Below are 25,921 nucleotides of genomic sequence, written 5' to 3' on the forward strand. Positions count from 1 at the left end.
GCCGCCCGGCGGCCGATCAGGCGGGCACGATCTCGTTCTCGAACGGGCGCCGGTCGCGGGACCGCTTCAGCTCGAAGAACCCGTCGGTACCCGCGCACAGCAGCACGCCGTCCCACAGCCGGCCGGCGGCCTCGCCCCGCGGTACCGGCGTGACGACCGGGCCGAAGAACGCCACCAGCCCGTCCGGCCCCGGTACGTGGATGGCCGGGGTACCGAGGTCCTCGCCGACCGGTCCCAGCCCGGCCCGGTTCGACTCGACCAGGCCGGCGTCCAGGCCGCTGTCGTCGGCCGCGTCGGCCAGCTCGACCGGCAGCCCAGCCTCGCTCAGCGCGGCGACGTACAGTTCGCGGCCGAGCGGCTCGCGCTTGCGGTGGATGTGCGCACCGAGCGCGGTGTACAGGCCGCGCAGCGACTCGGCGCCGTGCGCGCGTTCGGCGGCGAGGCAGATCCGGGCCGGGCCCCAGCCGGCGTCCAGCCACTCCCGGTACCACGGTTCGACCTCGCGGTCGGCGTTGAGGGCGGACAGGCTGAGGGTGTGGAACAGCACCCGGATGTCCCGGACCTGCTCGACCTCCAGCAGCCAGCGCGACCCGTTCCACGCCCACGGACATTTCGGGTCGAACCACATCTCGACGGTGGTACTCATCGACTGATCTCCTTGCCTGCCAACGTTCGTCGTCTCGACGGTACGGTCGCGGATTGGTTCGGTGACAGGTCCGATCCGCCACTAGTCGAGCGGACCAATCCTCGATGAGGGCGGCACGACGGTCAGCGTCTGGCGCTGGCGGCGGACGGCGGGGCTGGTCCGGGATCAGTGGCGGAGCAGCGGCAGGACGCGGTCGACCGGGAGCGCCTCGATCAGGTGGCCGCGCGCACCGGCGGTAGGCACCCCGGCGAACAGCGAGTCGACCACCGCCTCGGCGGTGGCCTCGGCGACCGCGGTGAACAGCGCGTCGAACACCGGCCCGTCCTCGGCGAGGACGGTCGTCGTTCGGGTCGGCCCGGCCGGCGCGTGCGGCACCCGGTTCGCGGTCGCGAACGCCACCGCGTACTCGCCGCTGCCGTGCTGCATCACGCTGCCGCCGCGGGCCAGCCCGACCGCGGCCCGGCGGGCCAGCCGGCCCAGCTGCCGGGCGTCGGCCGGCGCGTCGGTGGCCAGAACGACGACGCAGGAGCCGGCGCCGCGGGTCCACTCCGGTGCCCGCCGGGCCGGCTCCGGCCGTACCGTGTCGCCGACCGATACGCCGGCGATGGTCAGCTCCGCCGGCCGGCCGTGGTTGGTGAGCACCAGCGCGCCGATCGTGAACCCGGCGGCCAGCCGGGACGCCGTGCCGATGCCGCCCTTCCAACCGAAGCAGACCATCCCGGTACCGGCGCCGACCGGCCCCGCGGTGACCGGGCCGGGCGCCGCCGCGGCGAGCGCGCGGGCCACGTGCTCCGGCCGTACCGACAGGGCGCGGATGTCGTTGAGCCAGCCGTCGTTGCACTCCAGCACCAGCGGGTTGACGGTGCCGGTGCTCACCCCGATCTCGTCGTGTCCGGCCAGCGCGTGCCGTACCAGGGCCTCGTGCGCGGCGCCGACCGCGAGCGTGTTGGTCAGCACGATCGGCGTCTCCAGCACGCCCAGCTCGGCGATCTGGCTCAGCCCGGCCGCCTTGCCGAAGCCGTTGAACACCGCGACGGCGGCCGGGAACTTGTCCCGGAACGCCGAGCCGGGGCCGGGCACCACCGCGGTCACCCCGGTCCGCACCGCGTCGCCGGAGTGCAGCGTCTCGTGGCCCACCAGTACCCCGGGCACGTCGGTGATCGCGTTGTGCGTACCGGTCGGCAGCCCGCCCAGCGCCACCCCGGCCTCCCGCGCCCGGCCCATCCCGTACCCCCGCTCGATGGCGACCGTCGCGGCTCGGCGCCGCGACCGAGCGGAAGTCTAGGGCGTCGTCCCGGCTCTGCCCGGACGAGCCGGTGCCCGTCCCGGCTCTGCCCGGACGAGCCGGTGCCCGTCCCGGCTCCGCCCGGACGAGCCGGTGCCCGTCCGGGCTGGCACCGGTGGATCAGTGGAAGACGATCTCCGGGTCGGCCGGGTCGGGCCGGTCCAGGATCGGTTCGTCGCGGCCACGCAGGTGACGGTCGACGAACGCGGTGACGTACCGGCGGGTCAGCTGCACCGAGCGGGCCCCGCTGACCGCACCGAGCGGCGGCTCGCCGAGCTGGTCGTTGAGCAGCGCCAGGTCGGTGAACGTGAAGTGCTCCGAGCCGCTGATCGTCAGCCACCGGTGCCAGCCGGTCAGGCTTTCGGCCAGCGCGTCCCACTTCGCGTCGTCGCCGGGCAGGTGGTGCGCCGACGACCCGAACAGCAGGAACGGCCGGTCCAGGCCACCCTCGGGTGCCGGTACGTGCGGGGTGCCGTCCAGGTTGATCCCGGCGTCGATGCGGCGGTCGGCGGCCATCGCGACCGAGGCGGTCGCGCCGCCGACCGAGTGGCCGACCGTCGCGATCCGGGACGCGTCGATCCGCGTCGACCAGCGCCACGCCGGGTGCCGGCCGGTCAGCTCGTCCAGTACGAACCGCACGTCGGCGACCCGGCTGCCGACCACGTCGGCACCCGCGGCGCCGCAGGAGCGGCAGGTGTCCAGCTCACCGCCCGGGTAGGTGGTGGCGACCGACTCGTACCGGTGGTCGACGGCGGCCACCAGGTAACCGTGGCTGGCGAGATCCTCGGCGACCGCGGTCAGCGTCGCCGCCGGCTGGGTGTACCCGGGCGACAGCACGACGAGCGGCCGCCGGCCGGGAAGCGGCGGGGCGTCCGCGATGGAGTGCGTGCGTACGGTGCTCAGCGCGTCCGGAGCCACGTCGTCGAGGTGGTCCTCGGCGAGCAGCGCCGCCGACTCGGCCGGGGACAGGTAGGGCGCGGTACTGCCGTGCCGGTGCGCGGTCGGGTACCGCATCGTCACGACCAGCCGCCGCGGCCCGGCCGACGGTACCCACGGATCGGTGCGGTCGGTGTCCACCAGGTCGAGCCGGTCGACCCCGACCGGGTACCGGCCGCTCGGCGCCGGCAGCGCGAGCTGGCTGCCGCCGGTGTCCCGGTGCGCCGGTGCCGCCGCGGTGGCGGTCGGCGCCAGCGCCGCGGCCGGCGCGGCGAGTAGCGCGGCGACCGCCAGCGCGCCGACCGTCCGCCGGGCACCCCGGCGGCGGGCCCGCCCGGTACCGGGGGATCGATCGGCGGCCCGGATGTGTTCGGTTTCGGCGGAGCTGATGGGCTCGGGATCGGGCGATCGGGTGGTCGTGGCGCGGTGGAACGGGCCAGGCCGGTCGGGTCGCGGTCGATGTCGTGGTGTGTTCATGCCGGGATCGTCGATCGGCGGGCCGCCCGGTGTCGTCGGCCGGATGGCGGCGGTGGTGCCACTTTCGTCGTGGCCGGCGGTCGTCGATCGGCTGACGCCGGGTCGTGGCCGGCGTCCGTACGCTGGGGCGATGCAGTACGTGGCGGGGCGGGCGACGGGCGGGGCGATCTTCGAGGCGGCCAGCGGGGCGCTGGTCCGGTGGTCGCCGGTGCTGGTGGGGCTCGGCGTGTTCGCGTTCTCCACCGCCGGGCTCGACCTCGGGCCGATCCCGGCGGACGCCAAGCACGGCTGGCTGCTGGCCGGTTGCGCGATGTGCGGCGCGGTGGCCGGCCTGGCCCGGTGGTGGCTGTGGCCGCTGTTCGTCCTGGCGCCGATCGCGCTGGTCGGTGTCCTGCTGTGGCCGCCGGTGGTGGTCGCCGCGTTCTACGCCGGGTACCGGCTGCGCGGCCGGCGACTGGTGGCGTTCGGTGCCGCTGCGGTGGCCGTCGAGGCGGCCTCGGCGCTGGTCAACCAGCTGATCGGCGGCTACCGGGCGGTGTGGGGGAGCGTGTCGAACACGCTGCTGGAGGTGATCGTGTTCGTGGCGCTGCCGATGGTGCTCGGACTGTGGCTCGTGGCCCGTCGCGGCCTGCTCGACGAGCTGCGCGACCGCGCCGACCGGGCCGAGCGCGAGCAGGCGGCGCGCGCCGAGGCGGCCCGGTCCACCGAGCGGGCGAGGATCGCCCGGGAGATGCACGACGTGGTGGCGCACCGGGTGTCGCTGATGGTGCTGCACGCGGGCGCGATCGAGGTGACCGCGACCGACGGCGAGGTGACCGCCGAAGCGGCGCTGATCCGTACCACCGGGCGGGCGGCGCTGACCGACCTGCGTGCGGTGCTCGGCGTGCTGCGTACCCGTACCGGCGAGTCCGGTACATCGCCGCAGCCCGGGCTGGCCGAGCTGCCGGCCCTGGTCGAGCAGTCCCGCTCCGCCGGGGTGCCGGTGACGCTGCACGTCGAGGCGGCCTCGGCGGGGGCGCCGGGCACCGTGCAGCGCACCGCGTACCGGGTGGTGCAGGAGGCGCTGACCAACGTGCACAAGCACGCCGGCCGGGTGCCGACCGCGGTACGGGTGGCGGTGGCTGCCGGCGCCCTGACCGTCGAGGTCCGCAACGAACCGCCGGGGGAACCGGTCGAACCGGCGGTGTCCGGCCGGCTCGGGCTGGCCGGCCTGCGCGAGCGGGTGGCCCTGCTCGGCGGCGAGTGTCGCGCCGGCGCCGACCCGGATGGCGGCTTCACCGTTTCCGCGGTCCTGCCGGTACCGGCCGGGACGGCGGCGGCATGATCCGGGTGCTGATCGTCGACGACGAGGCGCTGGTGCGTTCCGGGCTGCGGCTGATCCTGTCCGCGGCCGAGGATGTCCTGGTGGTGGCCGAGGCGGCGGACGGCGCGGCGGCGGTGGCCGCGGTCCACCGGCACCGACCGGACGTGGTGCTGATGGACGTCCGGATGCCCGGCACCGACGGGCTGACCGCGGCCGAGCAGCTGCATGCCCTGCCGCACCCGCCGTACGTGGTCATGCTGACCACCTTCGACGAGGACGAGTACGTGCACCGGGCGCTGCGCGCCGGTGCGGTCGGCTTCCTGCTCAAGGACACCCCGCCGACCGAGCTGGCCGGCGCGGTCCGCACCGTCGCGGCGGGCAACGCGATGCTCGCGCCCACCGTCACCCGGCGGCTGCTGGACGCCTTCGACGACCGGTACGCGGGGCGGGCCGCGGCGGCGGGCGCCCGGCTCGACGTGCTCACCGACCGCGAGCGCGAGGTCGCCGACGAGGTGGCAGAGGGGCGGTCGAACGCCGAGATCGCGCGTCGCCTGGGCACCACCGAGGCGACGGTCAAGACGCACGTCAGCCGGATCCTGGCCAAGCTCGGCCTGGACAACCGCGTGCAGGCCGCGATCCTGGTCCGCGACGCCACCCACCGCTGACCCCGCCGCCGGGTGGCGCGGGGATAGGTTGGGGCGGTGCGGGAGGCGGCGATGGTGGCGGCGGAGCTGGTGCCGGACCGGCGGGTGGCCGCGTGGCCGGTGCGCAAGCTGTGGGTGCGCGGGCTGGCCAGCCGGATGCGGGTGATCGGCGAGTCCGGCGACACCCCGATCGCGTACGTGCACGGGCTCGGCGGTTCGGCGCTCGACTGGACCATGCTGGGCGGCCTGCTCGCGCCGCGCCGCGGGTACGCGCTGGATCTGCCCGGGTTCGGCGGCAGCGCGCCGCTGCGCCGGTGCACGCTGCCGGCGCTGGCTGGGCACGTGGCGGCCTGGCTCGCCGGGCTCGACGGCCCGGTGCACCTGGTCGGCAACTCGCTCGGCGGTGCGGTCACGGTGCGGGTCGCCGCCGCGTACCCGGAGCTGGTCCGCAGCCTGACCCTGATCTCGCCCGCGATGCCGTTCCACCGGCCGTGGCAGTCGCAGCTCGGTCCGCTGGTGCCGGCTGCCTGGCTGCCCGGTGCGGCGCAGGCGCTGGCGGTCTCGATGCGCCGGCTCGGCCCGGCCGGCCTGACCCGGCAGTCGTTGGACAACTGCATGGCGCAGCCCGACACGGTCACCGCCGAGCTGCTGGACGCGTTCGTCGCCGAGGCCGGCGAGTGGTTGACCACGCCCTGGCACGCCGACGTGTACCTGCGCACGTTTCGCTCGCTGCTCGTCGACTTCCTGCGCGGCGGTACGGACACGCTCTGGTCGGCCGCCGCCCGCATCACCGCGCCGACGCTGGTGGTGTGGGGCCGCGGCGACCGGTTGGTGCCGGTGCGGCTGGCCGAGCGGCTGGCCGCAACCATCCCCGACGCCCGCCTGCACACCCTCGACGGTGTCGGCCACGTCGCGCAGCTGGAGAGTCCGCGTACGGTGGCGCGTGCCCTGCTCGCCCTCGTCACGACCCCGCCGGGCTGATCGAGCCCCCCAATCCCGTCGATACGGTGAGAAACGTCGCTGCTTCGTGTCGTGGCGCGATCGCACAGGTGGTTCGTGGCACCCTGAGCTGCAATGTCAGCCCCGACGCGGCCACGCCCACGCAGCGGGACGGCAGCCCGGGTCGACGCCCGGCTGCTCGCCCGGCAGCGCATGCTGCGCCGGCGTCGCCGAACGTTCCTGCTGGTGGTGCTGCTGGTCGCGGTGGTCCTGGTGGCCGTCGACCTGGTGCAGGGCGGCACGAAGGATCCGCAGCACAGCGCCGCCGCGGTGGCGAAGTCGCCGACGACGCTGGCCAGCGAGGCCCCGGTACGCCAGCACAGCGCGTCGCCGACGCCGAGCGCGTCGGCGCGTGCCGAGACGGTGCGGTACCCGAAGGACGGGTCGGGGAAGTTCGTCACCGCCCCCGGCACCAGCAAGGTGTATGGGCACGCCGGCACGTTGCTGCGCTTCCAGGTGCAGGTGGAATCCGACATCAAGGGCATCGACGTGTCGGGGTTCGCCGACCGGGTGGTGTCGATCCTGGGTGCGAAGCAGGGGTGGACCGCCGGCGGCGACTGGCGGTTCCAGCGGGTGGGACCCGGTACCTCGACCGACTTCGTGCTGCACCTGGTCACGCCCGGTACCCGGGACGCGATGTGCCACGACGATCCGGACGGCTACACCTCGTGCCGGTACCAGAACGACGTGATGATCAACGTGTCCCGCTGGGTGCACGGCGTGCCCTACTACAAGAGTCTGAGCGACTACCGGGACTACGCGATCAGCCACGAGGTGGGGCACCGGCTGGGCCACGGCCACCAGCTGTGCCCGGGCAAGGGCAGGAAGGCCCCGACGATGCAGCAGCAGACGCTCGGCCTGCACGGCTGCGTACCGAACCCGTGGCCGTATCCGAACGGCAAGCTCTACCAGGGCCCGGAGGGCGACTACTCGCAGTCGGACATCCCGAAGGACCCGGCCAGCTACTACACGGACTGATCCGCCCCGACCGGCCACTGGGACGGGTGGCGGAGGTCATGGGCGACCACCGTGCCGGCGAGCAACAATGTTCGATGAACGTCAACCCGTACCCGAGCCACGGAGGAGACCCGTGTCGCTCCCACCGCTCGTCGAGCCCGCCGCGGAGTTGTCCGTGGACGAGGTCCGGCGCTACTCCCGGCATCTGATCATCCCGGACGTCGCCATGGACGGCCAGAAGCGGCTGAAGAACGCGAAGGTGCTGTGTGTCGGCGCGGGCGGGCTCGGCTCTCCGGCTCTGCTCTACCTGGCGGCGGCCGGCGTCGGCACCCTCGGCGTGATCGACTTCGACACCGTCGACGAGTCGAACCTGCAGCGCCAGATCATCCACGGCGTGTCCGACATCGGCAAGTCGAAGGCGCAGTCGGCGAAGGAGTCGATCGCCGAGATCAACCCGCTGGTCGAAGTCGTGGTGCACGACGAGCAGCTGACCATCGACAACGTGATGGACATCTTCGCCGGCTACGACCTGATCGTGGACGGCACCGACAACTTCGCCACCCGGTACATGGTGAACGACGCCGCGGTGCTGCTCGGCAAGCCGTACGTGTGGGGTTCGATCTACCGGTTCGACGGCCAGGCCAGCGTGTTCTGGGCCGAGCACGGCCCCTGCTACCGCTGCCTGTACCCGGTGCCGCCGCCGCCCGGGATGGTGCCGTCCTGCGCCGAGGGCGGCGTGCTCGGGGTGCTGTGCGCCTCGATCGGTTCGGTCCAGGTCAACGAGGCGATCAAGCTGATCACCGGCATCGGTGACCCGCTGGTCGGCCGGCTGATGGTGTACGACGCGCTGGAGATGTCGTACCGCGACATCAAGGTGCGCAAGGACCCGAACTGCCCGCTGTGCGGCGAGCACCCGACCCAGACGGCGCTGCTGGAGGACTACGAGGACTTCTGCGGCGCGGTGTCCACCGAGGCGGCCGAGGCGGTGCAGGGTTCGACGATCACCGCCACCGAGCTGAAGGAGTGGCAGGACGCCGGCAAGGACTTCCTGCTGGTCGACGTGCGGGAGCCGGCCGAGTTCGAGATCATCCGGATTCCCGGTTCGGTGCTGATCCCGAAGGGCGACATCCTGTCCGGCGAGGCGCTCGCGACGCTGCCGCAGGACAAGCAGATCGTGCTGCACTGCAAGTCGGGGGCGCGCTCGGCCGAGGCGCTCGCCGCGCTGAAGGCGGCCGGCTTCCGGGACGCGGTGCACGTGCAGGGCGGGGTGCTCGCCTGGCAGGCCCAGGTGGACCCGAGCCTGCCGACGTACTGACCGGTTGGCGCATCGCGCGGGGCCCGGATCCGGCTGGATCCGGGCCCCGCGTCGTTCGATGCGGTCATCCCCATCCGATGACGCTGCGCGGGTTGGTCGCGGTCAAAGTCCTGTTCGTCCGGTATGTAATCGCTGTGCGGTTGATTGATGCCGAGTGAGACGCGGTTAAAGTCCAACCAACCGACGATTAACACCGATCCTCGAACCCTGGCGCCGGCCGCGCCGCACACTAGCTTTCGGGGAGGGCGTCACCTGGCGCCGGGGGATCGCTAGGAGCGTTGCGGTGCATGCGTCGCAGTACAACCACATGGCCCAGTCGATGGCGAAGTACCTGCCGAAGGACCGGCATCTGGACGTGCTGGAGCTCGGCTCGGGTACGTCGCCGAAGCAGATCGTGACGCACCGGTCGCTGCTGGAGGGGATCGACTACAGCTATCTCGGGGTGGACGTGCGGCCCGCGCCGAACGTGGACCGGGTGATGCGGCAGCCGTACTCGATCCCGGCCAGGTCGCGGTCGGCGGACGTGGTGGTGTCCGGCTCGGTGTTCGAGCACGTGCCGTTCTTCTGGGCCTCGATCCTGGAGATCGCCCGGGTACTGCGGCCCGGCGGGTTGCTGTTCTTCACGGTGCCCTCGCGCGGCCACAAGCACAGCCCGATCGACTGCTGGCGGATGTACCCGGACGGGATCCGGGCGCTCGCGGCGGCGTCCCGGCTCACCCTGCTCGACGTGCACACCCACTTCCCGCCGCGGACCAGAGAGAACAACCGGCACGACTACGCCCGGATCGACGCCGTGGGCGACTACTGGGGCGACACCGTCGCGGTGTTCCGCAAACCGGTCCGGTACGCGCCGTCGATGCGGCTGGTGCGGCCGGTGGTGCGCTGGTGGGCGAACCGCTCGGCTCGGCCCGGCCCACTTGGCGAGACGCCGGAGCGGCCGGCGTCGCGGTGCCGGATCTTCGCCGGCGGCGAGCAGCCGTGGGAGCAGGCGCTGGCGACGTCCCGGTCGCGGGAACACGTCTCGACGTCGTGACCGCGGGCCGGTCCGATGACGCCCGCGGGCCGCGCCGAGCCACGCCGCTCGGTGGGGGCGCGGGGCGGGCCGCGGGCGGCCCGCGCGGGATCCGGAGGATTCCGTCGGTGGACCTCACACCCGCTTGACACCCGCCGGCATGATCATGTCGTGCCGCCGAACCTGCCGACCGCCTGCCGGGCGTTGACCGCTGCCGACCAGCCCGGATTCGCCACCGCACTGTCCACTGTGTACGAACAGATCGCCGCCGCGACGCCCGCCGACCGGCAGGCCGCGATGGTCCACCTCAGCGGCCGGCTGGAGCTGCTCGACCCCGCCCCGGCGAGCTGGGCGGCCACCGTCGTCGCCCTGCTCACCGAGTACGGTGCCGATCCCGCGGCGGCCGTGCCACCGGTGCTGGGGTGCCTGAAGACCGTCGCCGAGGGCGCCGGCTACTTCGCCGACGCCTGGTACGAGGTGAGCGACGAGCCGCTGCCCGACCCGGCCGGCGTGCCCGACCGGCGGATCCGGCGGCTGCTGGAGCGTGGCCTGGGCGACGCGACCGAGGTGGTGCTGGAGGCCTGGGCGAGCCTGCCGCGCTGGGCCGCCGCCGCGCTCGCGGTGCTGCGCGTGGTGGTGCCGCCGGACGGCCCGGACACCGCGCAGCTGGTGCGCGCGGTGACCGGCGCCGAGCCGTACTGTGCGGATCTCGCCCCGGTTCGCCGGCTGCTCACCGAACCCGCCACCGTCCCGATCTGACCGGCCGCCGCGGGCAGTACCGTCTGGGCATGGAACTGCCGGATCACGCGGACGCGGTGTTGAGCGTCGTCGAGTCGATCCCGCCGGGCCGCGTCATGTCGTACGGGGCGATCGCCGACGTGGTGCGCGCGCAGGGCGGCGTGGCGTCGGCGCGCTCGGTCGGCACGGTGATGGCCCGCTACGGCGGCATGGTGTGCTGGTACCGGGTGGTCAACTCGGTGGGGCGCACGCCGCTGGGGCACGAGCTGCGGGCCCGGGCGCTGCTGGCCGCCGAGGGGGTGCCGTTTCGCGGTGACCGGGTCGACATGCGCGCTGCCGCCTGGTACCCGGAGGACTGACTGTCCACTATGGACAACAAGGTTCGGACCGGCAACGCGACGGCGGCCCGCCGGAACGGATCCGGCGGGCCGCGGTGTCGGTGCGGTGCCTACTTCTTGACCGCGCGGTTGTAGTCGGTGATCGGCTTGGCCAGCGAGTCGGCCGAGGCCTTCATGTTGGCGGCGGCGGTACTCGGGTCGCCGGAGGTGATGGTCTTCTCCAGCCCCTCCTCGGCCGCCTGCCGGGCCTGCGGCATGACGCCGAGCGCGCAGCCGGAGGTGGCGAGGGACGGCTTGGCCGAGTGCAGCTGCTGCACCGCGACGCTGAACTGGGGGTACTGCTTCACCCACGCCTTGTCGGTCGGCTCGTCGAGCGCCTTGCTGTTGACCGGGAAGTAGCCGGTGCCGGTGTGCCACATCGCCTGGATCGCCGGCGACGAGGCGAACTTGACGAACTCCCACGAGGCGCGCTTCTGCGCGTCGGTGTGGCCGATGCCGTCGATCCACAGGCTCGCGCCGCCGATGATGGTGCCGCCGTCGGGCGCGCCGCTGCCGGTCAGCCGTGGGAACGGCGCGGCGGCGACGCTGAACTTGCCCTTGGCGCTGTTGATGAAGTCACGCAGCTCGCCGGTGGACTCCAGCTCCATCGCGACGGTACCGGACTTGAACGCCTGCTGCGCCGCGTCGGTCGTGCGGCCGGTGTTCGAGGCGTACCCCTTCTTGACCATGTTGGTCCACCACTGGGCGAGCTTGACCCCGTCCGGGCCGGCGAAGTTCACCTTGGTGGCGAGGCCCTTGCGGCCGTTGGAGTCGTTGCAGTACTGGTCGCCGTTGGTGGCCATCAGCTGCTCGAGGTACCAGCCGTAGATGGCCGCGTTGAAGCCGACGATGTTCTTCTTCTTGTTCGTCAGCTTCTTCGCGTCCGCCTCGATCTCGTCGAGGTTCTTCGGCGGCTTGTTCGGGTCCAGCCCGGCCTTGGCGAACAGGTCCTTGTTGATGTACAGCAGCGGCATCGAGGAGTTGAACGGCATCGACCACTGCTTGCCGTCGAACTGGTAGTAGCTCGCGATGTTCGGCTCGATCGCGGACGCGTCCCACTTGTCCTTGGCGATGAACTTGTACATCGGCACCGTCTGCTTCGAGTCGATCATGAAGCGCGACCCGATGTCGTACACCTGGATCAGTTCCGGCGTGTTCTTCTGCTGCACCGCCGTCTTGTACTTGGCGATCGCGTCGTCGTACTCGCCGACGAACACCGGCTTGACCACGATCTTGCCCTTGTGCGCGGCGTTGAACTTGGTCACGATCTGCTTCAGCGCGGCGACGTTGGCGCCCTTCATGCTGTGCCAGAACTCCACCGTCACCGGCGACTTGACGTTCTTGAGCGCGTCGGCACCGGGCGCGTCGGTGGAGTTGCTACCGGAGTCGCTGCTGCCGCAGGCGGCCATCGTGGCGGTCAGCGCCAGTGCGGCGGCGCCGACCAGGGCGCGGGCCGCAAGCCCGCGCCGGATCTTGCCTGATCTCATGTGTCGTTACCTCCACGGGGGTTTGGTTGGTCAGCGGACGGCGCCGGCGGTGAGGCCGCGGACGATGTAGCGCTGGCCGAAGATGACGATGAGCAGGGTCGGGATGACCGACAGGGCGGCACCGGCCACGACCAGACCGAGGTCGCCGACCTCGGCGTTGCGCAGCTGGGTGATGCCGATCTGCAGGGTCTGCTGGGAGGCGCTGCGGGTCACCAGCAGCGGCCAGAAGTACTGGTTCCAGGCGGTGAGGAAGATGTACACGCCGGCGGCGGCGATCGAGGGCCGGGCCAGCGGTACCAGGATGCGCCACAGGAACCGCAGGTGGCCGCAGCCGTCCACGGTCGCGGCGTCCCGCAGCTCGCTCGGGAACTGCAGGAACGCCTGGCGCAGCAGGAAGGTGCCGAACATGTTGGCGAGGAACGGCAACACCAGCCCGACCACCACGCCGAAGCTGGAGGTCAGCAGGTGCCAGTCGCCGATGTGCAGGTAGTTCGGGATGATGATCGACTCGGCCGGCACCATCAGGGTGGCCATGAACGCGCCGAACACGTAGCGGCGGCCCCACATCGGCATCAGCGCGAACGCGTACGCGGCGAAGATGCTGGTGATCAGCTGCGCGATCGTGATGATCCCGGCCTGTACCACCGAGTTGAGGTACTGCCGGCCCAGCGGGATCGAGTCGAACACGCCGGTGACGTTGGACCAGTGGAACCCGCTGGGGAAGATCCGCGGCGGGGACGAGGCCAGGTCGCCGCCGGGCATCACGCTGCCGACGAACGCATAGTAGATCGGGAAGATCACCGGGATCAGCGCGAGGATCAGCACCGCGTACACGACGATCTTGCCGGCGCTGATCCGGCGTCGCGGCGTGCGAGCGTCCACAGCCTTGTCCACAGTGGAGGAAGTCGGCTCGGCCATCAGTAGTGCACCTTCCGCTGCAACACCCCGAACTGGATGCCGGTACAGGCCAGCACGATCACCAGCAGCACCATGGCCTGCGCGCTGGCGGTACCGAAGTCGCTGGAGCCGAACGCGAACGCCTTCTTGTAGATGGAGTAGACCAGCGTGGTGGTCGAACCGTCCGGGCCGCCCTTGGTGAGGATGTGGATCTGGCCGAAGCTCTGCAGCGACTGGATCGTGGTGACCACGACGAGGAAGAACAGCTGCGGTGACAGCAGTGGCAGGATGATCCGCCGGACGAGCTTGAGCCCGCTCGCGCCGTCCAGCCGCGCGGCCTCCATCACCTCGGCCGGGATCGAGCCGACCCCGGCGGAGAGCACCAGCACGTTGTAGCCGAGGTTCATCCACACGGTGGTGAGCGCCAGCGCGATCATCGCCACGTGCGGGTCGGTGGTCCAGCCGACCTTGCCGATGCCGAGGAAGCCGAGGATCCCGTTCGCCAGGCCGATCTGGTAGTTGTAGATGACCGAGAAGATCACCGACGCGGTGGCGACGCTGAACGCGAACGGCAGGGCGAACGCGGTCCGCAGTACCCGCACGCCGCGGATCTGCGCCTCCAGCAGCAGCACCACGACCAGCGCGCCGAGTACCCCGGGGATGACCGTCAGCAGGACGAACTCGAGCGTGTTGAGCAGCACCTTGCCGAACTCGGCGGAGGTGAACATGGCCCGGTAGTTGTCCAGCCCGACGAACACCGATGCGCCGCCGAACAGGTCGCTGCCGTGCAGTGACAGGTAGACCGAGTCGCCCAGCGGCCACACCACGAACAGCGCGAACACGATGGTCGACGGCACCAGGAACAGGTACGCCAGGGCGTGGTCGCGGCTGTGCCGGGGCCGGGTAGGGGTCCGGGTCGGTTGATCGGCGCGGGAGGCGTCGGGGGCGGTTCCGCGGTCGGCCGCTTCGGCGGGACCACGGGTCTGTGCGGTCACTCCAGATTCCTCCCGTGCAACGCGGGTGACGGTGCGTGGGCGGTAGGAGCCGTGCCGCACCGTTGCGGATTGATCCAGCGCTCGGATTCTGCCACGCCCGACATGTCGCCGCTGTACGCCTCAGGTTGACCTGTCGGCAGTACCTGCATGAACACCCGGTTGCGCGGAGCCGTTCCGGGTGTGATGTCGGATCTGTGCCCGCCCTGTCAGGGGTTGACGCCAAATTGACTTGACTGACGTCATGAATGCAGTCAATATGGCGTCGTACGGCCGACGCCGGCCGCCGACCACTGGGGGAAACCAGACATGATCATCGAAACCACCGGGCTGCGAAAGAGCTTCCGGTCCCGCAAGGGCACCGTCGAGGCGGTTCGCGGCGTCGACCTGACCGTGGCCGAGGGACAGGTGTTCGGCTTCCTCGGCCCGAACGGTGCCGGCAAGACGACCACCCTGCGGATGCTCGCCACGCTGCTCGCGCCGGACGGTGGCAGCGCCGTCGTCGCCGGCGCCGACCTGCGTCGGGAACCGGGCGAGGTGCGCCGGCGGATCGGCTACGTCGGCCAGAACGGCGGCACCTGGCGCGAGGCCACCGCGCGCGAGGAGCTCGTCCTGCAGGCCCGGCTGTACGGGGTGAGCAAGGCCGACGCGATCCGCCGCGCGGCGCGCTCGATCGAGGCGTTCCAGCTCGATGCGTTCGCCGACCGCAAGACGGTCACCTACTCCGGCGGGCAGAAGCGGCGGGTCGACATCGCGCTCGGCCTGGTGCACGACCCGCGGCTGGTGTTCCTCGACGAGCCGACCACCGGCCTCGACCCGGCCAGCCGCAGCCACGTCTGGGACGAGGTACGCCGGCTGCGCGGCGAGGGCATGACCGTGTTCCTGACCACGCACTACCTCGACGAGGCGGATGCGCTCTGCGACCAGATCGCCATCATGGACGGCGGGCTGATCGTCGCCGAGGGCACCGCCGACGAACTCAAGCAGCAGGTCGAGGGCGACGTCATCACGCTCGGCTTCGGCCCGGACGGTGCCGAGGCCGTCGTCGCCGCCGAAAAGCTGCTCGCGGACGAGCCGTACGCGCGCCGCGCCGAACGCGCCGACACCGAACTGCGCCTGTACGTGGCCGGCGGCGCCACCGCGATGCCCCAGCTGATGCGGGTACTCGACGGCGCCGACATCACCGTCGAGTCGGTCGAGCTGCACCGCCCCAGCCTCGACGACGTCTTCCTGGCCAAGACCGGCCGCTCGCTGCGCGACTGACCCGGGCCGCACCCCGACCGTACGACGCGGTCGCTCCGCGCGACCGAACCCTTTGCCTGCAAGGAGAAACGTGATGCCCTCGCTGGTCCGGGACACCTGGCTGGTGTTCCAACGATCGATGCTGCTGACGCTGCGCAACCCCACCTGGGTCGCCGTCGGCCTGGCCCAGCCGCTGTACTACCTGCTGCTGTTCGCGCCGCTGTTGAAGAACGTGCGCGCGCCCGGGATGGCCGGCGGCGACGCCGCCTTTGCCTTCTTCATCCCCGGCCTGCTCACCCAGCTGGCCCTGTTCGGCACGCTGTTCGTCGGGTTCGGGCTGATCGGTGAGCTGCGCGACGGCGTGATCGAGCGGATGCGGGTCACCCCGGTCAGCCGGTTCGCGCTGCTGCTCGGCCGCGCCCTGCGCGACGTGGTCACCCTGGTGGTACAGGCGATCGTGCTGGTCGTGATCTCGATCCCGTTCGGCCTGTCCGTCCACTTCGGACCACTGCTGCTGGTGCTGTGCCTGATGGTGCTGCTCGCGCTGCTCGGCGCCTCGGTCTCCTACGCGGTTGCACTGATCCTCAAGAGCGAGGACGCGCTGGCCCCGCTGGCCAACGGCGTCGCGATGCCGATCCTGCTGCTGTCCGGCGTGTTCCTGCCGATGGCCGCCGCACCCGGCTGGCTGCAGGGCATCTCGCACGCCAACCCGCTGCGCTACGCGGTGGACGCCGCCCGCGACCTGTTCGCCGGCCACATCACCACCAACGCGGTGTACGAGGCGGCCATCATCCTGCTCGCCCTCACCGTCGCATCGGTGATCTGGGCCGCCCGCCGTTTCGCCCGGACCGTCTCCTGACCCCGCGGTACCGCCACCGTCCGGTCGGCACGAGGGGGCCGACCGGGCGGTGTGGTGCGCTCACGCCCGGCCGCGAGGTGCCGATCACCGACCGTACCGGTCGAACGGGCCGCGCAATGTCTCGGTGACGTACCAGAGACGGTCGGCGAGGCTGCGATCGTACGAGGCGGGTGAGGACCGGGCCGGAGTGAACCGGTTGTAGTAGGCGCCCCGTTCGAGGTGCTCGGCGGTGGCGAGCGAGGCGACGGGTTCGGCCCCCCGGCGGGCCGAGATGGACAGGGCGTGCATCGCGGCGACCTGGATGCGCGGCCAGCGGCGCCCGAGGTCGGTACGGACCATGCCTGGATGCACGGCGACGACCGACAGTTCGGGGTGCCGACGGTGCCGCTCGGCCGACGAGGAGGAGCCGGTGGCCGTCGGCGGCGAGTTGCTTCGCCGCGGCGTGGCCAAGGCCCGAGGTGGCCCCGATGATCGCGATGGTGCGGGCTGGTGTGGTCATCGCGCTCAGCCCAGACCGAAGGCGGTGGTGATGAGCCGCTCGCGCAGGCCGGCTGGCAGGTGCGCCAGTACGCCGAAGAGCGCGACTCCCGATCCCGCCGTGTAACGGCGCTTCGGTCGGGGTGCCGTGACCACCCTGGCGATGGTCTTCGCGACCGCGTCGACGGGGCCGAGCTTCTGCTTCGCGCCTGCCTTGGCGAGGGCGGCCAGCTGGTCGCGATAGAGGGCGACGCGGGCCGGATCGGCAGCGCCGAGCGCCGTTTCGGTGGTGGCGTCGGCCCGCCGGAAGATCGTGGTGTCCGTGCCACCCGGTTCGATCACGACCACCGGGATTCCCCAGGCGGCCAGCTCGGTCCGGAGCGAGTCCGACAGCGAGGCCAGCGCCGCCTTGCTGGCACCGATCGGCGCCATGAACGGGATCGGGACCCGGGCGGTGGGCGCGCTGATGTTGATGATGCGCCCGCCGCCGGCCCGCACCAGCGGTAGGAAGGACTGGATGACGTGGACCGGTCCCAAGGTGTTGATGGTGAACTGCCGGTCCAGGTCCGCCGGTGGCGTCAGCTCCAGCGGCCCCTGCACGATCACCCCCGCGTTGTTCACGATGGCCTGCAACCCGCTGCTGCCCACCGCCTGGGCCACCGTCTTGGCGGCGTTCTCGGTACTGGTCGGGTCGGTGACGTCGATCGAGACGGGCTCGATGCCGGGGTACCGGTCAGGGTGCTCGGCCGCTCGTGGACACCCGCGAAGACCCGGTGGCCGGCTGCGGCCAACCGTTCGGCGGTTGCTGCGCCGATGCCCGTCGCTGCACCGGTGATGAATACGTTCCTTTTAGCCTGTTTCACAACAACTCCAAGTTGTTCATCGAGACATGTTACGATCAACATGTGACTTCAGCCTGGCGCCTCGACCCTGAATTGTCAACAGGAACATGTCGCTGTGAACATTTGGAGGTGTCATGTCGCTGAGGCACGCGCTCATCGGGCTGCTCGCCGAGGGGCCGGCGAGCGGCTGGGACCTCACCCGCCGGTTCGAGGAGCTGCTCGGTACGGTCTGGCCGGCCGGCCACCCGCAGATCTACGGCGAGCTGCGCAAGCTCCAGGACGACGGCTTCATCGAGATCGACTCCGAGGGCCCGCGCCGGCGCAAGACCTACCGCGCGACGCCCGCCGGCGTCGAGGAGGCCCGTCGCTGGCTGATCTCCGTCGAGGTCGATCACACGCTCCGGCTGGAGCCCGTGCTGCGCTCGGTGTTCTTCTGGTTGCTGACCCCGCAGGAGCTGGCCGTCCACCTGGAGAACGAGGCGGCCTACTACCAGGCGCTCGCCCAGCGGTACCGCGACCTCGCCGCCGCCAAGGACCGGGGCGAGTACGGCGACAGTCCGCAGACCAACTCCATCCGCATCGCCGCCGAGGCCGGTATCCGGTTGCACGAAGCACTGGCCGACTGGGCGACCTGGGCCGAGGAGCACCAACCCAGGCAATCCGAAACCTGAGCTCCCGGTCGCCGGGTGGCTGTGGAATGACGAATCGTGCTGATGAGTACGTGTTGGATCTCCGAGGGCAGCCACGATCTGGGTTTGTCGGGCGTCCTGGGGTTTGTCGGGCGTCGCAGTGTCGGCGCAAAGCGCCAACGCCTCTCCGGGCGCGCCGAAACCGGTCGACCCGGGCGATGGGGGTCGGGGAGGGTTGGGGGATGGCGGAGTTCGTGGCGGGGTTGGAGTTGGCTCGGGGGTTCTACCGGGAGGCGGTGCGGCCGATCCTGGACGAGGCGCTGCCGGGGGTGCGGCACAGTGCGGCGCGGCTGGGCGGCGGGTCGGAGGTGCTGGGGTTCGACACGGCGCGGTCGGCGGATCACGAGTGGGGGCCGCGGGTACAGCTGTTCGTGAGCGAACGGGATGTCGCCGAGCACGCGGAGCGGCTGGACGCGGTGTTCGCGACGCGGCTGCCGAAGACGTTCCGCGGCTACCCGACGCACTTCGCGGCAGCCGGGGAGAACGGCATCGGGACGATGCAGGTGACCGACGGGCCGGTACGGCACCGGGTCGAGGTCGCCGATCCGCACGGCTGGTTCGTCGGGCAGCTCGGGTTCGACCCGGCCGAGGGGGTGACCACGGCGGACTGGCTGGCGGCGCCGACGCAGCGGCTCGCGGAGGCGACCGCCGGCGCGGTGTTCCACGACGGGCTCGGGTTGCTCGGACCGGCCCGGGCGCGGCTCGACTGGTACCCGCACGACGTGTGGCTGCACGTACTCGCCTGCCAGTGGCAGCGGATCTCCCAGGAGGAGGCGTTCGTCGGCCGGTGCGGGGAGGTCGGCGACGAGCTGGGGTCGGCGGTCGTCGCGGCCCGGCTGGTGCGCGAACTGATGCGGCTGTGGCTGTTGATGGCGCGACGCTACCCGCCGTACAGCAAGTGGTTGGGTAGCGCGTTCGCCGCCACGCCGCAAGCCGACGGGCTCGCCGCGCAGCTGACGGCGACTCTGGCCGCGACCGACTGGCACACCCGCGAGCGGCACCTCGGTGATGCGTACGAAACCGTTGCGGCGCAGCACAACCGGCTCGGCGTCACCGCCCCGGTCGATCCCGCCACCCGGCCATACCACAACCGCCCGTTCCGGGTGCTGCACGCGGATCGGTTCGTCGCGGCGCTGTCCGACCGGATCACCGATCCGCAGGTACGGGCGCTGCCGCTGGTCGGTGCCGTCGACCAGTTCGTCGACAGCACCGACCTGCTCGGCCGCCCCGCCCTGACCCGCGCCGTCACCCGCGCCGCTGCTGCCGAGCCGACGGACTGACCGACGCTGCGGGCGGATCACCGGCCACACCAAGCCGAGCGACCCGGCCCAGGGCTCGCCGCCGGGGCAACCGGATTCCACAAAGGACAGTCAGCAGCGGCGGCGGACGATGATGCGGTCGAGCCAGACCATGACCCGGCCGGCGTTGCCGTCGCGCCAGGTGCCGACCAGGTAGACCCAACCCGGCGACTCGCACCGCTCGGTCCAGCGCACCGTCAGCACGTCGGTGCCGACTGCGAGCGGCGCGACGGCCGGGCTGATCGGTACCTGGTCGCCGGGCAGCGGCAGCACTCCCGTGGCGTACACGGCGCTCATCCGTTGCCCCACACCGGATCCGGCAGCTCGCGCAGCCGCGCGACGGGGACCAGGAAGCTGCGTTCGACGACCGCGTACCCGTCGAGCAGGTAGCCGTCGAGCCACACGTACCCGTCGATGCCCGGCTCGCGCACGGCGAGCACCCGGTACGGCAGGTCCGGCAGCCACGCCGGCAGGCCGAGCAGGTCGCCGACCCGTGGCCGCCGCTCCATCAGCGCCGCCACGCGGCCACCCGCGCACCGTCGAGCCGTTCGACCAGCCCCGGCGGTACCCAGGTGACGCCGCCGTGGATGTCGATGATCTCGACCAGCCGCTCGTGATGCAGGTACGCCTCGGCCACGGTGACGATGCGGCCGCCGATGAGCGCCAGGTCGCCGGGGATCACGACCATGGGGCACCACCCCGCCCGGAGGCGTGGACCGGCACCCGCTCGCGACGGTGTGCGGCCAGCTGCTGCGCCTGGTGGTACGGGTCGCGCACCGGCGTGGCGGTCCGGCGTGCCTGGTCGATCCGCTCGTCGCGCCGATCGAGCAGGTACGCGAGGACGACGGTGATCGCCACCACGGTGGCGACGAACGCGGTGCCGAGCACGGCCGCGTACGTGATGGCGTTCATCGCCACCACCCGTCCGGATCGACCGGCCGCGCCGCAACCTCGTCGCGCCACGCGTCGATGCGTGACCAGAGCTGTTTCAGCGCATGGACTGTACTTTGTAGTAGCTGCATCGGAATGCCTCCAGCTGACGATGCGGCGGGGGCGCGATGCGGAGCTTGCCGGCCATGCATCGCGCCCTTCCTCGTGACCCACCGGGTACGGCGGTGGGCCGCCTTCTGTCGAGACCAGCACGGGCGTTCCCCGGTGCATCTCACGTTCCGTGCTCGATGGGACACCCCGCGGTCTCCGACAAGAGCATCCTGAACCTATCCCCCGAAATCCGCAAGAGGCGGATATTGATCGGCGAGTCGCGCGAGGCGGTTGCTGATCGGCCGGTTGGGGACGAGACTGCCCACATGGTGCAAAGGAAGAACCCGACCGCGAAGCGTCGAGTGGTTGCTGCGGCGCTCAAGGAGTTCCGAGAGCGGCTCGGCCTGAAGCCCGCCGAAGTAGCAAAGCGTGTCAACCACGACGCCTCGTGGCTGGCCAGGATCGAACGCGCCGAGATCCGCGCGCACCCCGACGCGGTCACGCGGCTGTTGGACCTCTACCAGGTCACGGGCGCGCAGGCGGATGCGGTACTGGACCTTGCTGCGAGCGCCGGTTCTCGCGGTTGGTGGCACGTCTACACGCGAGCAATGCCGGAGTGGTTCGGCAAGTTCATTGGCTTGGAGGGCGCCGCATCGATCATCCGCAACTTCGAGAACGGCGTGATGCCGGGCCTCCTTCAAACCGAGGACTATGCCCGGGCCGTGATGCAGGCGGTTCCGTTGCCCGGTCAGCCTACGGATATAGACCGGTTCGTGAAGCTACGCATGGAACGGCAAGAGTTGCTGACGGCGGAGCAGCCTCCGCAACTGCGCTTCATCCTCGACGAATCCGTGGTGCGCCGGCCGATCGGCGGTCCCGACGTGCTGCGGAACCAGCTGGAACGCATCCTTGACCTGACTGCGGAGCACTTGCACATCAAGGTGATGATCTTGCCCTTCGACGCTGGGGCTCACGCAGGCGTCGATGGCCCGTTCATCCTCCTGGACTTCCCCGCGGCGCCGGCCGGGCTGCCTGACACCTCGGACCCGCGCGTCGTCTACATCGACAACTTGGTGAGCGCACTGTATTTGGAGGAGTCCGATCAAGTCATGCGATACAGCGCGGCATGGGACAGTCTGTGCAACCAGGCGCTCTCCACCAATGACTCGCGGGAGCTGATGCGTAAGCTCGCGGAGGACCTGTAGATCCGCGAGGCAGAAAGGAGGCGCGGGATGTCTCTGCCAGACCTGGCCCGCGCCCACTGGCGCAAGAGTAGCCGATCTGGAAGCAACGGAGCCTGCGTTGAGGTCGCCGGCAACCTGCCCATGATTGTCGCTATCCGAGACAGCAAGGACCCGTGCGGTCCAGTGCTCGTCGTCGGCACGGCAGCCTTCCGGGCATTTGCGGAGTCCGTGAAGTCGCTCTGAGACAGCGAAGCGGCCCTGGTCGTCAGGGCCGCTTCGCTTGCGGCGCAAGGAGAAGCCGTTCGCCGGTCAGCGAGTGGTGGGTGGGTCGCCGGCGGGTGGCCGGGGGATCTCCTGCTGGGCCTCGGCCTCGATGACGAAGCGGAACTCGCGGGCGTTGGGGTGCCAGATCTCCTCGGCGGGACCCATCAGCGCGCCGCCGACGCCGCGCCGCCTCGCCCACCCGGCGAGCCGCATCAGCAGCCAGGCGGCGCCGCCGGCGACCACGGCCAGTACCGCGAATCCGATCAGGTCCACCATCCGTCGAGCCTAACCGGTGGCCCGATCGGAGGCGCCCGGTAGCTTCCGAGCACGCATCAGCGTCCGGGCGGGTAGCGCCCGGGGAGCCGGCCGCTCCGCGGGCTGGCGATACGGTCCAGCCATGACCGTCGCGCGCTCGTTGTTGCTGTTCGTGCTGGCGGCGCTCGCCGAGATCGGCGGCGCCTGGCTGGTGTGGCAGGGCTGGCGGGAACACCGTGGCGTGCTGTGGATCGCCGGCGGGATCATCGCGCTCGGCTGCTACGGGTTCGTCGCCACGTTCCAGCCCGACCCGCATTTCGGCCGCATCCTCGCCGCGTACGGCGGGATCTTCGTCGCGGGCTCGCTCGCCTGGGGCATGGTGGTCGACCGGTTCCGGCCGGACCGGTGGGACCTGATCGGCGCCGGCATCTGCCTCGTCGGCGTCGCGGTCATCATGTACATGCCCCGCCGCTGAGCCGCGCGCCTCCCCGGAGACGCCGGTGCCCGGCCACCGTGGCGGCCGGGCACCGGATGATCGTGGCGGTGGATCACGCCGGGTAGATCTTGCGGGCCAGCCAGCGGCGACCGCGCTTGATGTTGTCGCCGAGCTTGCCCGAGTCGGGAAGCCGCGTGTACTCGACCATCTTCTGCCCGTTCGGGTGGCCCCAGTCGCCGATGTAGCGGAACTTCCAGGCACCGAAGCCGGCCACCCACTGCAGGTCGGAACGGAAGTACCAGAAGACGTTCTGCTCGCTCAGCAGCGGCCGCCCGCCCTTGCGGATCGCGGTGATCTTGTCGAGCCGGGTACCCGGCGGCTGCTCGAAGAACGTCACGTAGAACTTGCCGCCGGGGCGCATCACCCGGGAGACGCGGTTGAGGCACAGCCGCATGTGGTTGAGCGACACGTGGGTGAACACCGACTGGGCGATCGCATAGTCGAACTTGACGCCGAAGTTCGCGTCGAAGCGGTCGTTGGCCCGCAGGTTCTCGGTGGGCAGTTTGGCGCGCTGCTCGTCGGTGAGCTCGACCTCGTACCCGGTCTCGATCAGCGACAGGTTGGCGTCGATGCCGTAGTAGTGGCCGCGCTCCAGCAGATCGACGAAGTGCCGGCCGGCGCGGAACGCGCCGCAGCCCACGTCGAGGAACTTGTGCTGCGGGCGCAGGCCGTGGTCGGTGAGGAACTCGACCTGGTGCTGGCCGTGCCCGTCCCAGTGGCCACCGATGAACTTGCGGTGCACGCCCTGGGCGATCTGCTCCTCGGTGAACTTCCGTCCCGAGTAGTCGGGTGTGATGGCACGGTCGGTTTCGACGCGATGTTCGATCACGGTCATCGTTGGGGTCGGCCCTCCCTGTGGACGGTCCGTCCGGACGCTCGCGCCTTAAGACCGACGTAAGCCTTCGGAGCGGGCCGTGACAACTTGTAGATCTTCTGCCAGATATTCGGTCCACCCTAGGTAACGACGATCTGATGCGCCAGTGATCGCGCGAGTCCGAGTCGGGTGGGCAGGCACAACACGTCCGAGGTCAGCTCCCGGTTGCCGGCCGTTTCGCTCTTGTGCCGTGCGGTTGTGTGTGTTTAAGTGCACATACCCAACGTCGCCGCGGCGATAACCACACATACCCCCACACGCTTGATCGTCGTCAGCGGCAGCGGATCCCAGCACCGGTACGCGAAAGGACGGCTCATGCGAAGACTCCTCGCGTTGGCAGCGGTCGCCGCGCTCGCCATCGGCGGTGCCGCCGTCACCGGCACCGTTTCCCATCCGACCGAGGCGAAAGCCCTGGACAACGGCCTCGCGCTCACCCCACCGATGGGCTTCAACGACTGGAACTCGTTCGGCTGCAACGTCGACGAGCAATTGATCAAACAGACCGCCGACTTCTTCGTCACCAGCGGCCTCAAGGACGCCGGTTACGAGTACGTCAACATCGACGACTGCTGGTCGGAGCGGCAGCGCAGCGCCGATGGCCACATCGTGCCCGACCCGGTGAAGTTCCCCGACGGGATCAAGGGCACCGCCGACTACGTCCACTCCAAGGGGCTCAAGCTCGGCATCTACTCCAGCGCCGGCGACAGGACCTGCGCCGGCTACCCGGCGAGCTTCGGCCACGAGACCACCGACGCCAACGACTTCGCCGCCTGGGGCGTCGACTACCTCAAGTACGACAACTGCGGCAGCCGGGACACCCCGGAGACCGAGGCCGGCTACATCGACCGGTACTCCCGGATGCGCGACGCGCTCGCCGCCACCGGCCGGCCGATGGTCTACTCGCTGTGCGAGTGGGGCAACTTCGACCCGGCCAACTGGGCCGGCGACGTCGGCAACCTGTGGCGCACCACCGGCGACATCAGCGACAACTGGAACAGCCTGAAGAGCATCATCCGCAAGAACATGGACCTGTACGCGGCGGCCAAGCCCGGCGCGTGGAACGACCCGGACATGCTCGAAGTCGGCAACGGCGGGATGACCGACACCGAGTACCGCACCCACTTCGGCCTCTGGTCGATGATGGCCGCGCCGCTGCTGATCGGCAGCGACCTGCGCGAGGCGACCCCGGCGACGATGGACATCCTCGGCAACAAGGAGGTCATCGCGCTCGACCAGGACTCGCTGGGCAAGCAGGCCAAGCCGATCGCCGACGGCAACGGGCACGTGGTGTTCGCCAAGCCGCTGGCCAACGGTGACGTCGCGGTCGCGCTCTACAACGAGTCCGACAGCGCGGCGACCATCTCCACCAGCGCCAGCGCGGCCGGGCTGCCCTTCGCTGCCGCGTACAAGCTGCGCGACGTCTGGCAGCACAGCAACACCGAGAGCGCCGGCACCATCAGCGCCTCGGTGCCCGCGCACGGCACGGCCATCTACCGGGTCTCGGTCGACCACGACTGGGCCTCGTACCCGCCGAACACGTCCGCCGGTGTCGACGCCGGGGCCGTCTACCCCGGTGCCCCGGCCGCGATCGTGACCCCCGGCAAGGCCGCCGCGGTGACCACATCGGTCGCCAACAACGGCCGCGTCGCGGTCACCTCGGTACGGGCCAGCCTGACCGGTCCGGACGGCTGGCAGGTCAAGGCCACCTCGGGTACCTCCGCGGACGCGCTGCCCGGCGGCCGGTCGCTCGACACCACCTGGCAGGTCACGCCGCCAGCCGACGTCGAACCCGGCACGTACGCGCTGAAGCTGCACGGCAGCTACTGGTGGAACGAGCACAAGTACAGCGCGGACGGGACGACCTCGGTCATGATCGGCGTCGCGCCCGCCGCCGGGACGCACTACCTCAGCGACCTGGACTGGCTGTCCGCGAGTAACGACTGGGGTCCGGTCGAACGCGACTCCAGCAACGGCGAGACCGCCGCCGGTGACGGGCACACCATCACCATCAACGGCGCCACCTACGCCAAGGGGCTCGGCACCAACGCGCCCGCGACCATCACGTACTTCCTCGGCGGTACCTGCACGGCGTTGAACACCGACGTCGGCATCGACGACGAGAAGGACGGCAGCGTCGCGAACGCGTCGTTCGAGATCTGGGTGGACGGCACCAAGGTCGCCGACTCGGGTCCGATGACCGCCGCCGACGCGGCAAGGACGCTGACCGCCGACCTGACCGGTGCGCACGTCGTACAGCTGGTCGCGAACAACCAGGGCGACTCCAACTCCGACCACACCGACTGGGCCGGCGCCGCCATCACCTGCTCCTGACCTTCTCCTCGACCGGAACACCCGAGCGCCGGCGGGCTCCCACACCCGCCGGCGCTCGGCCGTC

Annotated in this window: 31 protein-coding genes; 16 read left to right on the plus strand and 15 right to left on the minus strand. The window is 71.1% G+C overall.

Annotated features, from left to right (window positions below; all coding sequences use genetic code 11):
- Positions 1-16: 16 nt before the first annotated feature.
- The 3 genes from Asera_RS12025 to Asera_RS12035 form a co-directional block, all read right to left on the minus strand.
- A complete protein-coding gene (locus Asera_RS12025; protein ID WP_030445865.1) occupies positions 17-646 on the minus strand; it encodes a mycothiol-dependent nitroreductase Rv2466c family protein in 630 nt (209 codons plus the stop codon).
- 165 nt (positions 647-811) lie between these two features.
- Positions 812-1,870, minus strand: a complete 1,059-nt coding sequence (locus Asera_RS12030) for a P1 family peptidase (RefSeq protein WP_030445864.1) — start codon at positions 1,868-1,870, stop codon at positions 812-814.
- Between the two features lie 181 nt (positions 1,871-2,051).
- Positions 2,052-3,344 (minus strand): alpha/beta hydrolase family protein, encoded by a 1,293-nt coding sequence (locus Asera_RS12035; protein WP_051802129.1) that lies wholly within the window; start codon positions 3,342-3,344, stop codon positions 2,052-2,054.
- Positions 3,345-3,474: 130 nt separating this feature from the next.
- Here Asera_RS12035 and Asera_RS12040 point away from each other — a divergent pair, with 130 nt between their 5' ends.
- The 8 genes from Asera_RS12040 (at position 3,475) to Asera_RS12075 (ending at position 10,671) form a co-directional block, all read left to right on the plus strand.
- The gene (locus Asera_RS12040; protein WP_169745828.1) at positions 3,475-4,668 is read left to right on the plus strand and encodes a sensor histidine kinase; all 1,194 of its coding nucleotides are present in this window, start codon (positions 3,475-3,477) and stop codon (positions 4,666-4,668) included.
- Complete coding sequence (locus Asera_RS12045) at positions 4,665-5,312, plus strand: response regulator (protein WP_030445861.1); 648 nt, start codon at positions 4,665-4,667, stop codon at positions 5,310-5,312. The genes Asera_RS12040 and Asera_RS12045 overlap by 4 nt, the downstream gene beginning before the upstream one ends.
- Before the next feature lie 36 nt (positions 5,313-5,348).
- Positions 5,349-6,272 carry an alpha/beta fold hydrolase gene (locus Asera_RS12050; RefSeq protein ID WP_051802127.1) on the plus strand — a complete coding sequence of 308 codons (924 nt, stop codon included), beginning with the start codon at positions 5,349-5,351 and terminating at the stop codon, positions 6,270-6,272.
- A 93-nt stretch (positions 6,273-6,365) separates the two neighbouring features.
- Entirely contained in the window at positions 6,366-7,268 is a 903-nt protein-coding gene (locus Asera_RS12055) for a DUF3152 domain-containing protein (protein WP_244843845.1), read from the plus strand.
- Between the two features lie 67 nt (positions 7,269-7,335).
- Positions 7,336-8,562: an adenylyltransferase/sulfurtransferase MoeZ gene (gene moeZ / locus Asera_RS12060; RefSeq protein ID WP_211255542.1), complete on the plus strand. Its 1,227-nt coding sequence runs from the start codon at positions 7,336-7,338 to the stop codon at positions 8,560-8,562.
- A 283-nt stretch (positions 8,563-8,845) separates the two neighbouring features.
- Positions 8,846-9,595 carry a methyltransferase domain-containing protein gene (locus tag Asera_RS12065; protein WP_084131280.1) on the plus strand — a complete coding sequence of 250 codons (750 nt, stop codon included), beginning with the start codon at positions 8,846-8,848 and terminating at the stop codon, positions 9,593-9,595.
- A gap of 150 nt (positions 9,596-9,745) precedes the next feature.
- Positions 9,746-10,333 carry a hypothetical protein gene (locus tag Asera_RS12070; protein WP_030445856.1) on the plus strand — a complete coding sequence of 196 codons (588 nt, stop codon included), beginning with the start codon at positions 9,746-9,748 and terminating at the stop codon, positions 10,331-10,333.
- A 29-nt stretch (positions 10,334-10,362) separates the two neighbouring features.
- Positions 10,363-10,671, plus strand: a complete 309-nt coding sequence (locus tag Asera_RS12075) for an MGMT family protein (protein ID WP_030445855.1) — start codon at positions 10,363-10,365, stop codon at positions 10,669-10,671.
- A gap of 89 nt (positions 10,672-10,760) precedes the next feature.
- On the opposite strand, the gene Asera_RS12080 is transcribed toward Asera_RS12075, so the two are convergent.
- From Asera_RS12080 to Asera_RS12090, 3 genes are read right to left on the minus strand one after another with little or no spacing between them, the layout of a single operon-like run.
- Positions 10,761-12,176, minus strand: coding sequence for an ABC transporter substrate-binding protein (locus tag Asera_RS12080; protein WP_030445854.1), 1,416 nt, complete (start codon positions 12,174-12,176; stop codon positions 10,761-10,763).
- Positions 12,177-12,206: 30 nt separating this feature from the next.
- A complete protein-coding gene (locus tag Asera_RS12085) occupies positions 12,207-13,094 on the minus strand; it encodes a carbohydrate ABC transporter permease (RefSeq protein WP_051802125.1) in 888 nt (295 codons plus the stop codon).
- The gene (locus Asera_RS12090; protein WP_211255541.1) at positions 13,094-14,068 is read right to left on the minus strand and encodes a carbohydrate ABC transporter permease; all 975 of its coding nucleotides are present in this window, start codon (positions 14,066-14,068) and stop codon (positions 13,094-13,096) included. The genes Asera_RS12085 and Asera_RS12090 overlap by 1 nt, the downstream gene beginning before the upstream one ends.
- Before the next feature lie 309 nt (positions 14,069-14,377).
- Between Asera_RS12090 and Asera_RS12095 the strand changes: the two genes are divergently transcribed.
- Together Asera_RS12095 and Asera_RS12100 are read left to right on the plus strand one after the other, a co-directional pair.
- Complete coding sequence (locus Asera_RS12095; protein WP_030445851.1) at positions 14,378-15,328, plus strand: daunorubicin resistance protein DrrA family ABC transporter ATP-binding protein; 951 nt, start codon at positions 14,378-14,380, stop codon at positions 15,326-15,328.
- A 73-nt stretch (positions 15,329-15,401) separates the two neighbouring features.
- Entirely contained in the window at positions 15,402-16,166 is a 765-nt protein-coding gene (locus Asera_RS12100; protein WP_030445850.1) for an ABC transporter permease, read from the plus strand.
- Positions 16,167-16,250: 84 nt separating this feature from the next.
- Here Asera_RS12100 and Asera_RS12105 read toward each other — a convergent pair whose 3' ends face one another.
- The 3 genes from Asera_RS12105 to Asera_RS33925 form a co-directional block, all read right to left on the minus strand.
- Positions 16,251-16,505 (minus strand): Rossmann-fold NAD(P)-binding domain-containing protein, encoded by a 255-nt coding sequence (locus Asera_RS12105; protein ID WP_157034772.1) that lies wholly within the window; start codon positions 16,503-16,505, stop codon positions 16,251-16,253.
- 165 nt (positions 16,506-16,670) lie between these two features.
- Entirely contained in the window at positions 16,671-17,363 is a 693-nt protein-coding gene (locus Asera_RS12110; protein ID WP_280529762.1) for an SDR family NAD(P)-dependent oxidoreductase, read from the minus strand.
- Positions 17,261-17,548, minus strand: coding sequence for an SDR family NAD(P)-dependent oxidoreductase (locus Asera_RS33925; protein ID WP_211255539.1), 288 nt, complete (start codon positions 17,546-17,548; stop codon positions 17,261-17,263). The genes Asera_RS12110 and Asera_RS33925 overlap by 103 nt, the downstream gene beginning before the upstream one ends.
- A 71-nt stretch (positions 17,549-17,619) precedes the next feature.
- On the opposite strand from Asera_RS33925, the gene Asera_RS12120 reads away from it, so the two are divergent.
- Both Asera_RS12120 and Asera_RS12125 read left to right on the plus strand, forming a co-directional pair.
- On the plus strand, positions 17,620-18,156 hold the full coding sequence (locus tag Asera_RS12120; protein ID WP_030445848.1) for a PadR family transcriptional regulator: 537 nt from the start codon (positions 17,620-17,622) through the stop codon (positions 18,154-18,156).
- A 200-nt stretch (positions 18,157-18,356) separates the two neighbouring features.
- Positions 18,357-19,454, plus strand: coding sequence for a DUF4037 domain-containing protein (locus tag Asera_RS12125; protein WP_030445847.1), 1,098 nt, complete (start codon positions 18,357-18,359; stop codon positions 19,452-19,454).
- A 90-nt stretch (positions 19,455-19,544) separates the two neighbouring features.
- Here the strand turns inward: Asera_RS12125 and Asera_RS12130 are convergent, their stop codons facing one another.
- From Asera_RS12130 to Asera_RS12145, 4 genes are read right to left on the minus strand one after another with little or no spacing between them, the layout of a single operon-like run.
- Positions 19,545-19,769, minus strand: a complete 225-nt coding sequence (locus Asera_RS12130; RefSeq protein ID WP_030445846.1) for a hypothetical protein — start codon at positions 19,767-19,769, stop codon at positions 19,545-19,547.
- Positions 19,766-19,993, minus strand: a complete 228-nt coding sequence (locus tag Asera_RS12135) for a hypothetical protein (RefSeq protein ID WP_030445845.1) — start codon at positions 19,991-19,993, stop codon at positions 19,766-19,768. The genes Asera_RS12130 and Asera_RS12135 overlap by 4 nt, the downstream gene beginning before the upstream one ends.
- A complete protein-coding gene (locus Asera_RS12140; protein WP_030445844.1) occupies positions 19,981-20,160 on the minus strand; it encodes a hypothetical protein in 180 nt (59 codons plus the stop codon). The genes Asera_RS12135 and Asera_RS12140 overlap by 13 nt, the downstream gene beginning before the upstream one ends.
- A complete protein-coding gene (locus tag Asera_RS12145; protein ID WP_157034771.1) occupies positions 20,151-20,384 on the minus strand; it encodes a hypothetical protein in 234 nt (77 codons plus the stop codon). Before Asera_RS12145 ends, Asera_RS12140 begins: the two co-directional genes overlap by 10 nt.
- Positions 20,385-20,650: 266 nt before the next feature.
- On the opposite strand from Asera_RS12145, the gene Asera_RS12150 reads away from it, so the two are divergent.
- Together Asera_RS12150 and Asera_RS12155 are read left to right on the plus strand one after the other, a co-directional pair.
- On the plus strand, positions 20,651-21,658 hold the full coding sequence (locus Asera_RS12150; RefSeq protein ID WP_169745827.1) for a helix-turn-helix domain-containing protein: 1,008 nt from the start codon (positions 20,651-20,653) through the stop codon (positions 21,656-21,658).
- Between the two features lie 27 nt (positions 21,659-21,685).
- On the plus strand, positions 21,686-21,880 hold the full coding sequence (locus Asera_RS12155) for a DUF397 domain-containing protein (RefSeq protein ID WP_084131276.1): 195 nt from the start codon (positions 21,686-21,688) through the stop codon (positions 21,878-21,880).
- Between the two features lie 66 nt (positions 21,881-21,946).
- On the opposite strand, the gene Asera_RS12160 is transcribed toward Asera_RS12155, so the two are convergent.
- Positions 21,947-22,177: a hypothetical protein gene (locus Asera_RS12160; protein WP_030445841.1), complete on the minus strand. Its 231-nt coding sequence runs from the start codon at positions 22,175-22,177 to the stop codon at positions 21,947-21,949.
- Positions 22,178-22,298: 121 nt separating this feature from the next.
- Between Asera_RS12160 and Asera_RS12165 the strand changes: the two genes are divergently transcribed.
- The gene (locus tag Asera_RS12165) at positions 22,299-22,631 is read left to right on the plus strand and encodes a YnfA family protein (protein ID WP_030445840.1); all 333 of its coding nucleotides are present in this window, start codon (positions 22,299-22,301) and stop codon (positions 22,629-22,631) included.
- 73 nt (positions 22,632-22,704) lie between these two features.
- On the opposite strand, the gene Asera_RS12170 is transcribed toward Asera_RS12165, so the two are convergent.
- Positions 22,705-23,487, minus strand: coding sequence for a class I SAM-dependent methyltransferase (locus Asera_RS12170; RefSeq protein WP_051802123.1), 783 nt, complete (start codon positions 23,485-23,487; stop codon positions 22,705-22,707).
- A 354-nt stretch (positions 23,488-23,841) separates the two neighbouring features.
- Between Asera_RS12170 and Asera_RS12175 the strand changes: the two genes are divergently transcribed.
- The gene (locus tag Asera_RS12175; RefSeq protein ID WP_030445838.1) at positions 23,842-25,857 is read left to right on the plus strand and encodes an NPCBM/NEW2 domain-containing protein; all 2,016 of its coding nucleotides are present in this window, start codon (positions 23,842-23,844) and stop codon (positions 25,855-25,857) included.
- The last annotated feature ends 64 nt before the right edge of the window (positions 25,858-25,921 follow it).

Origin of the sequence: Actinocatenispora sera (assembly GCF_018324685.1) — a bacterium.
Lineage (GTDB): Bacteria > Actinomycetota > Actinomycetes > Mycobacteriales > Micromonosporaceae > Actinocatenispora > Actinocatenispora sera.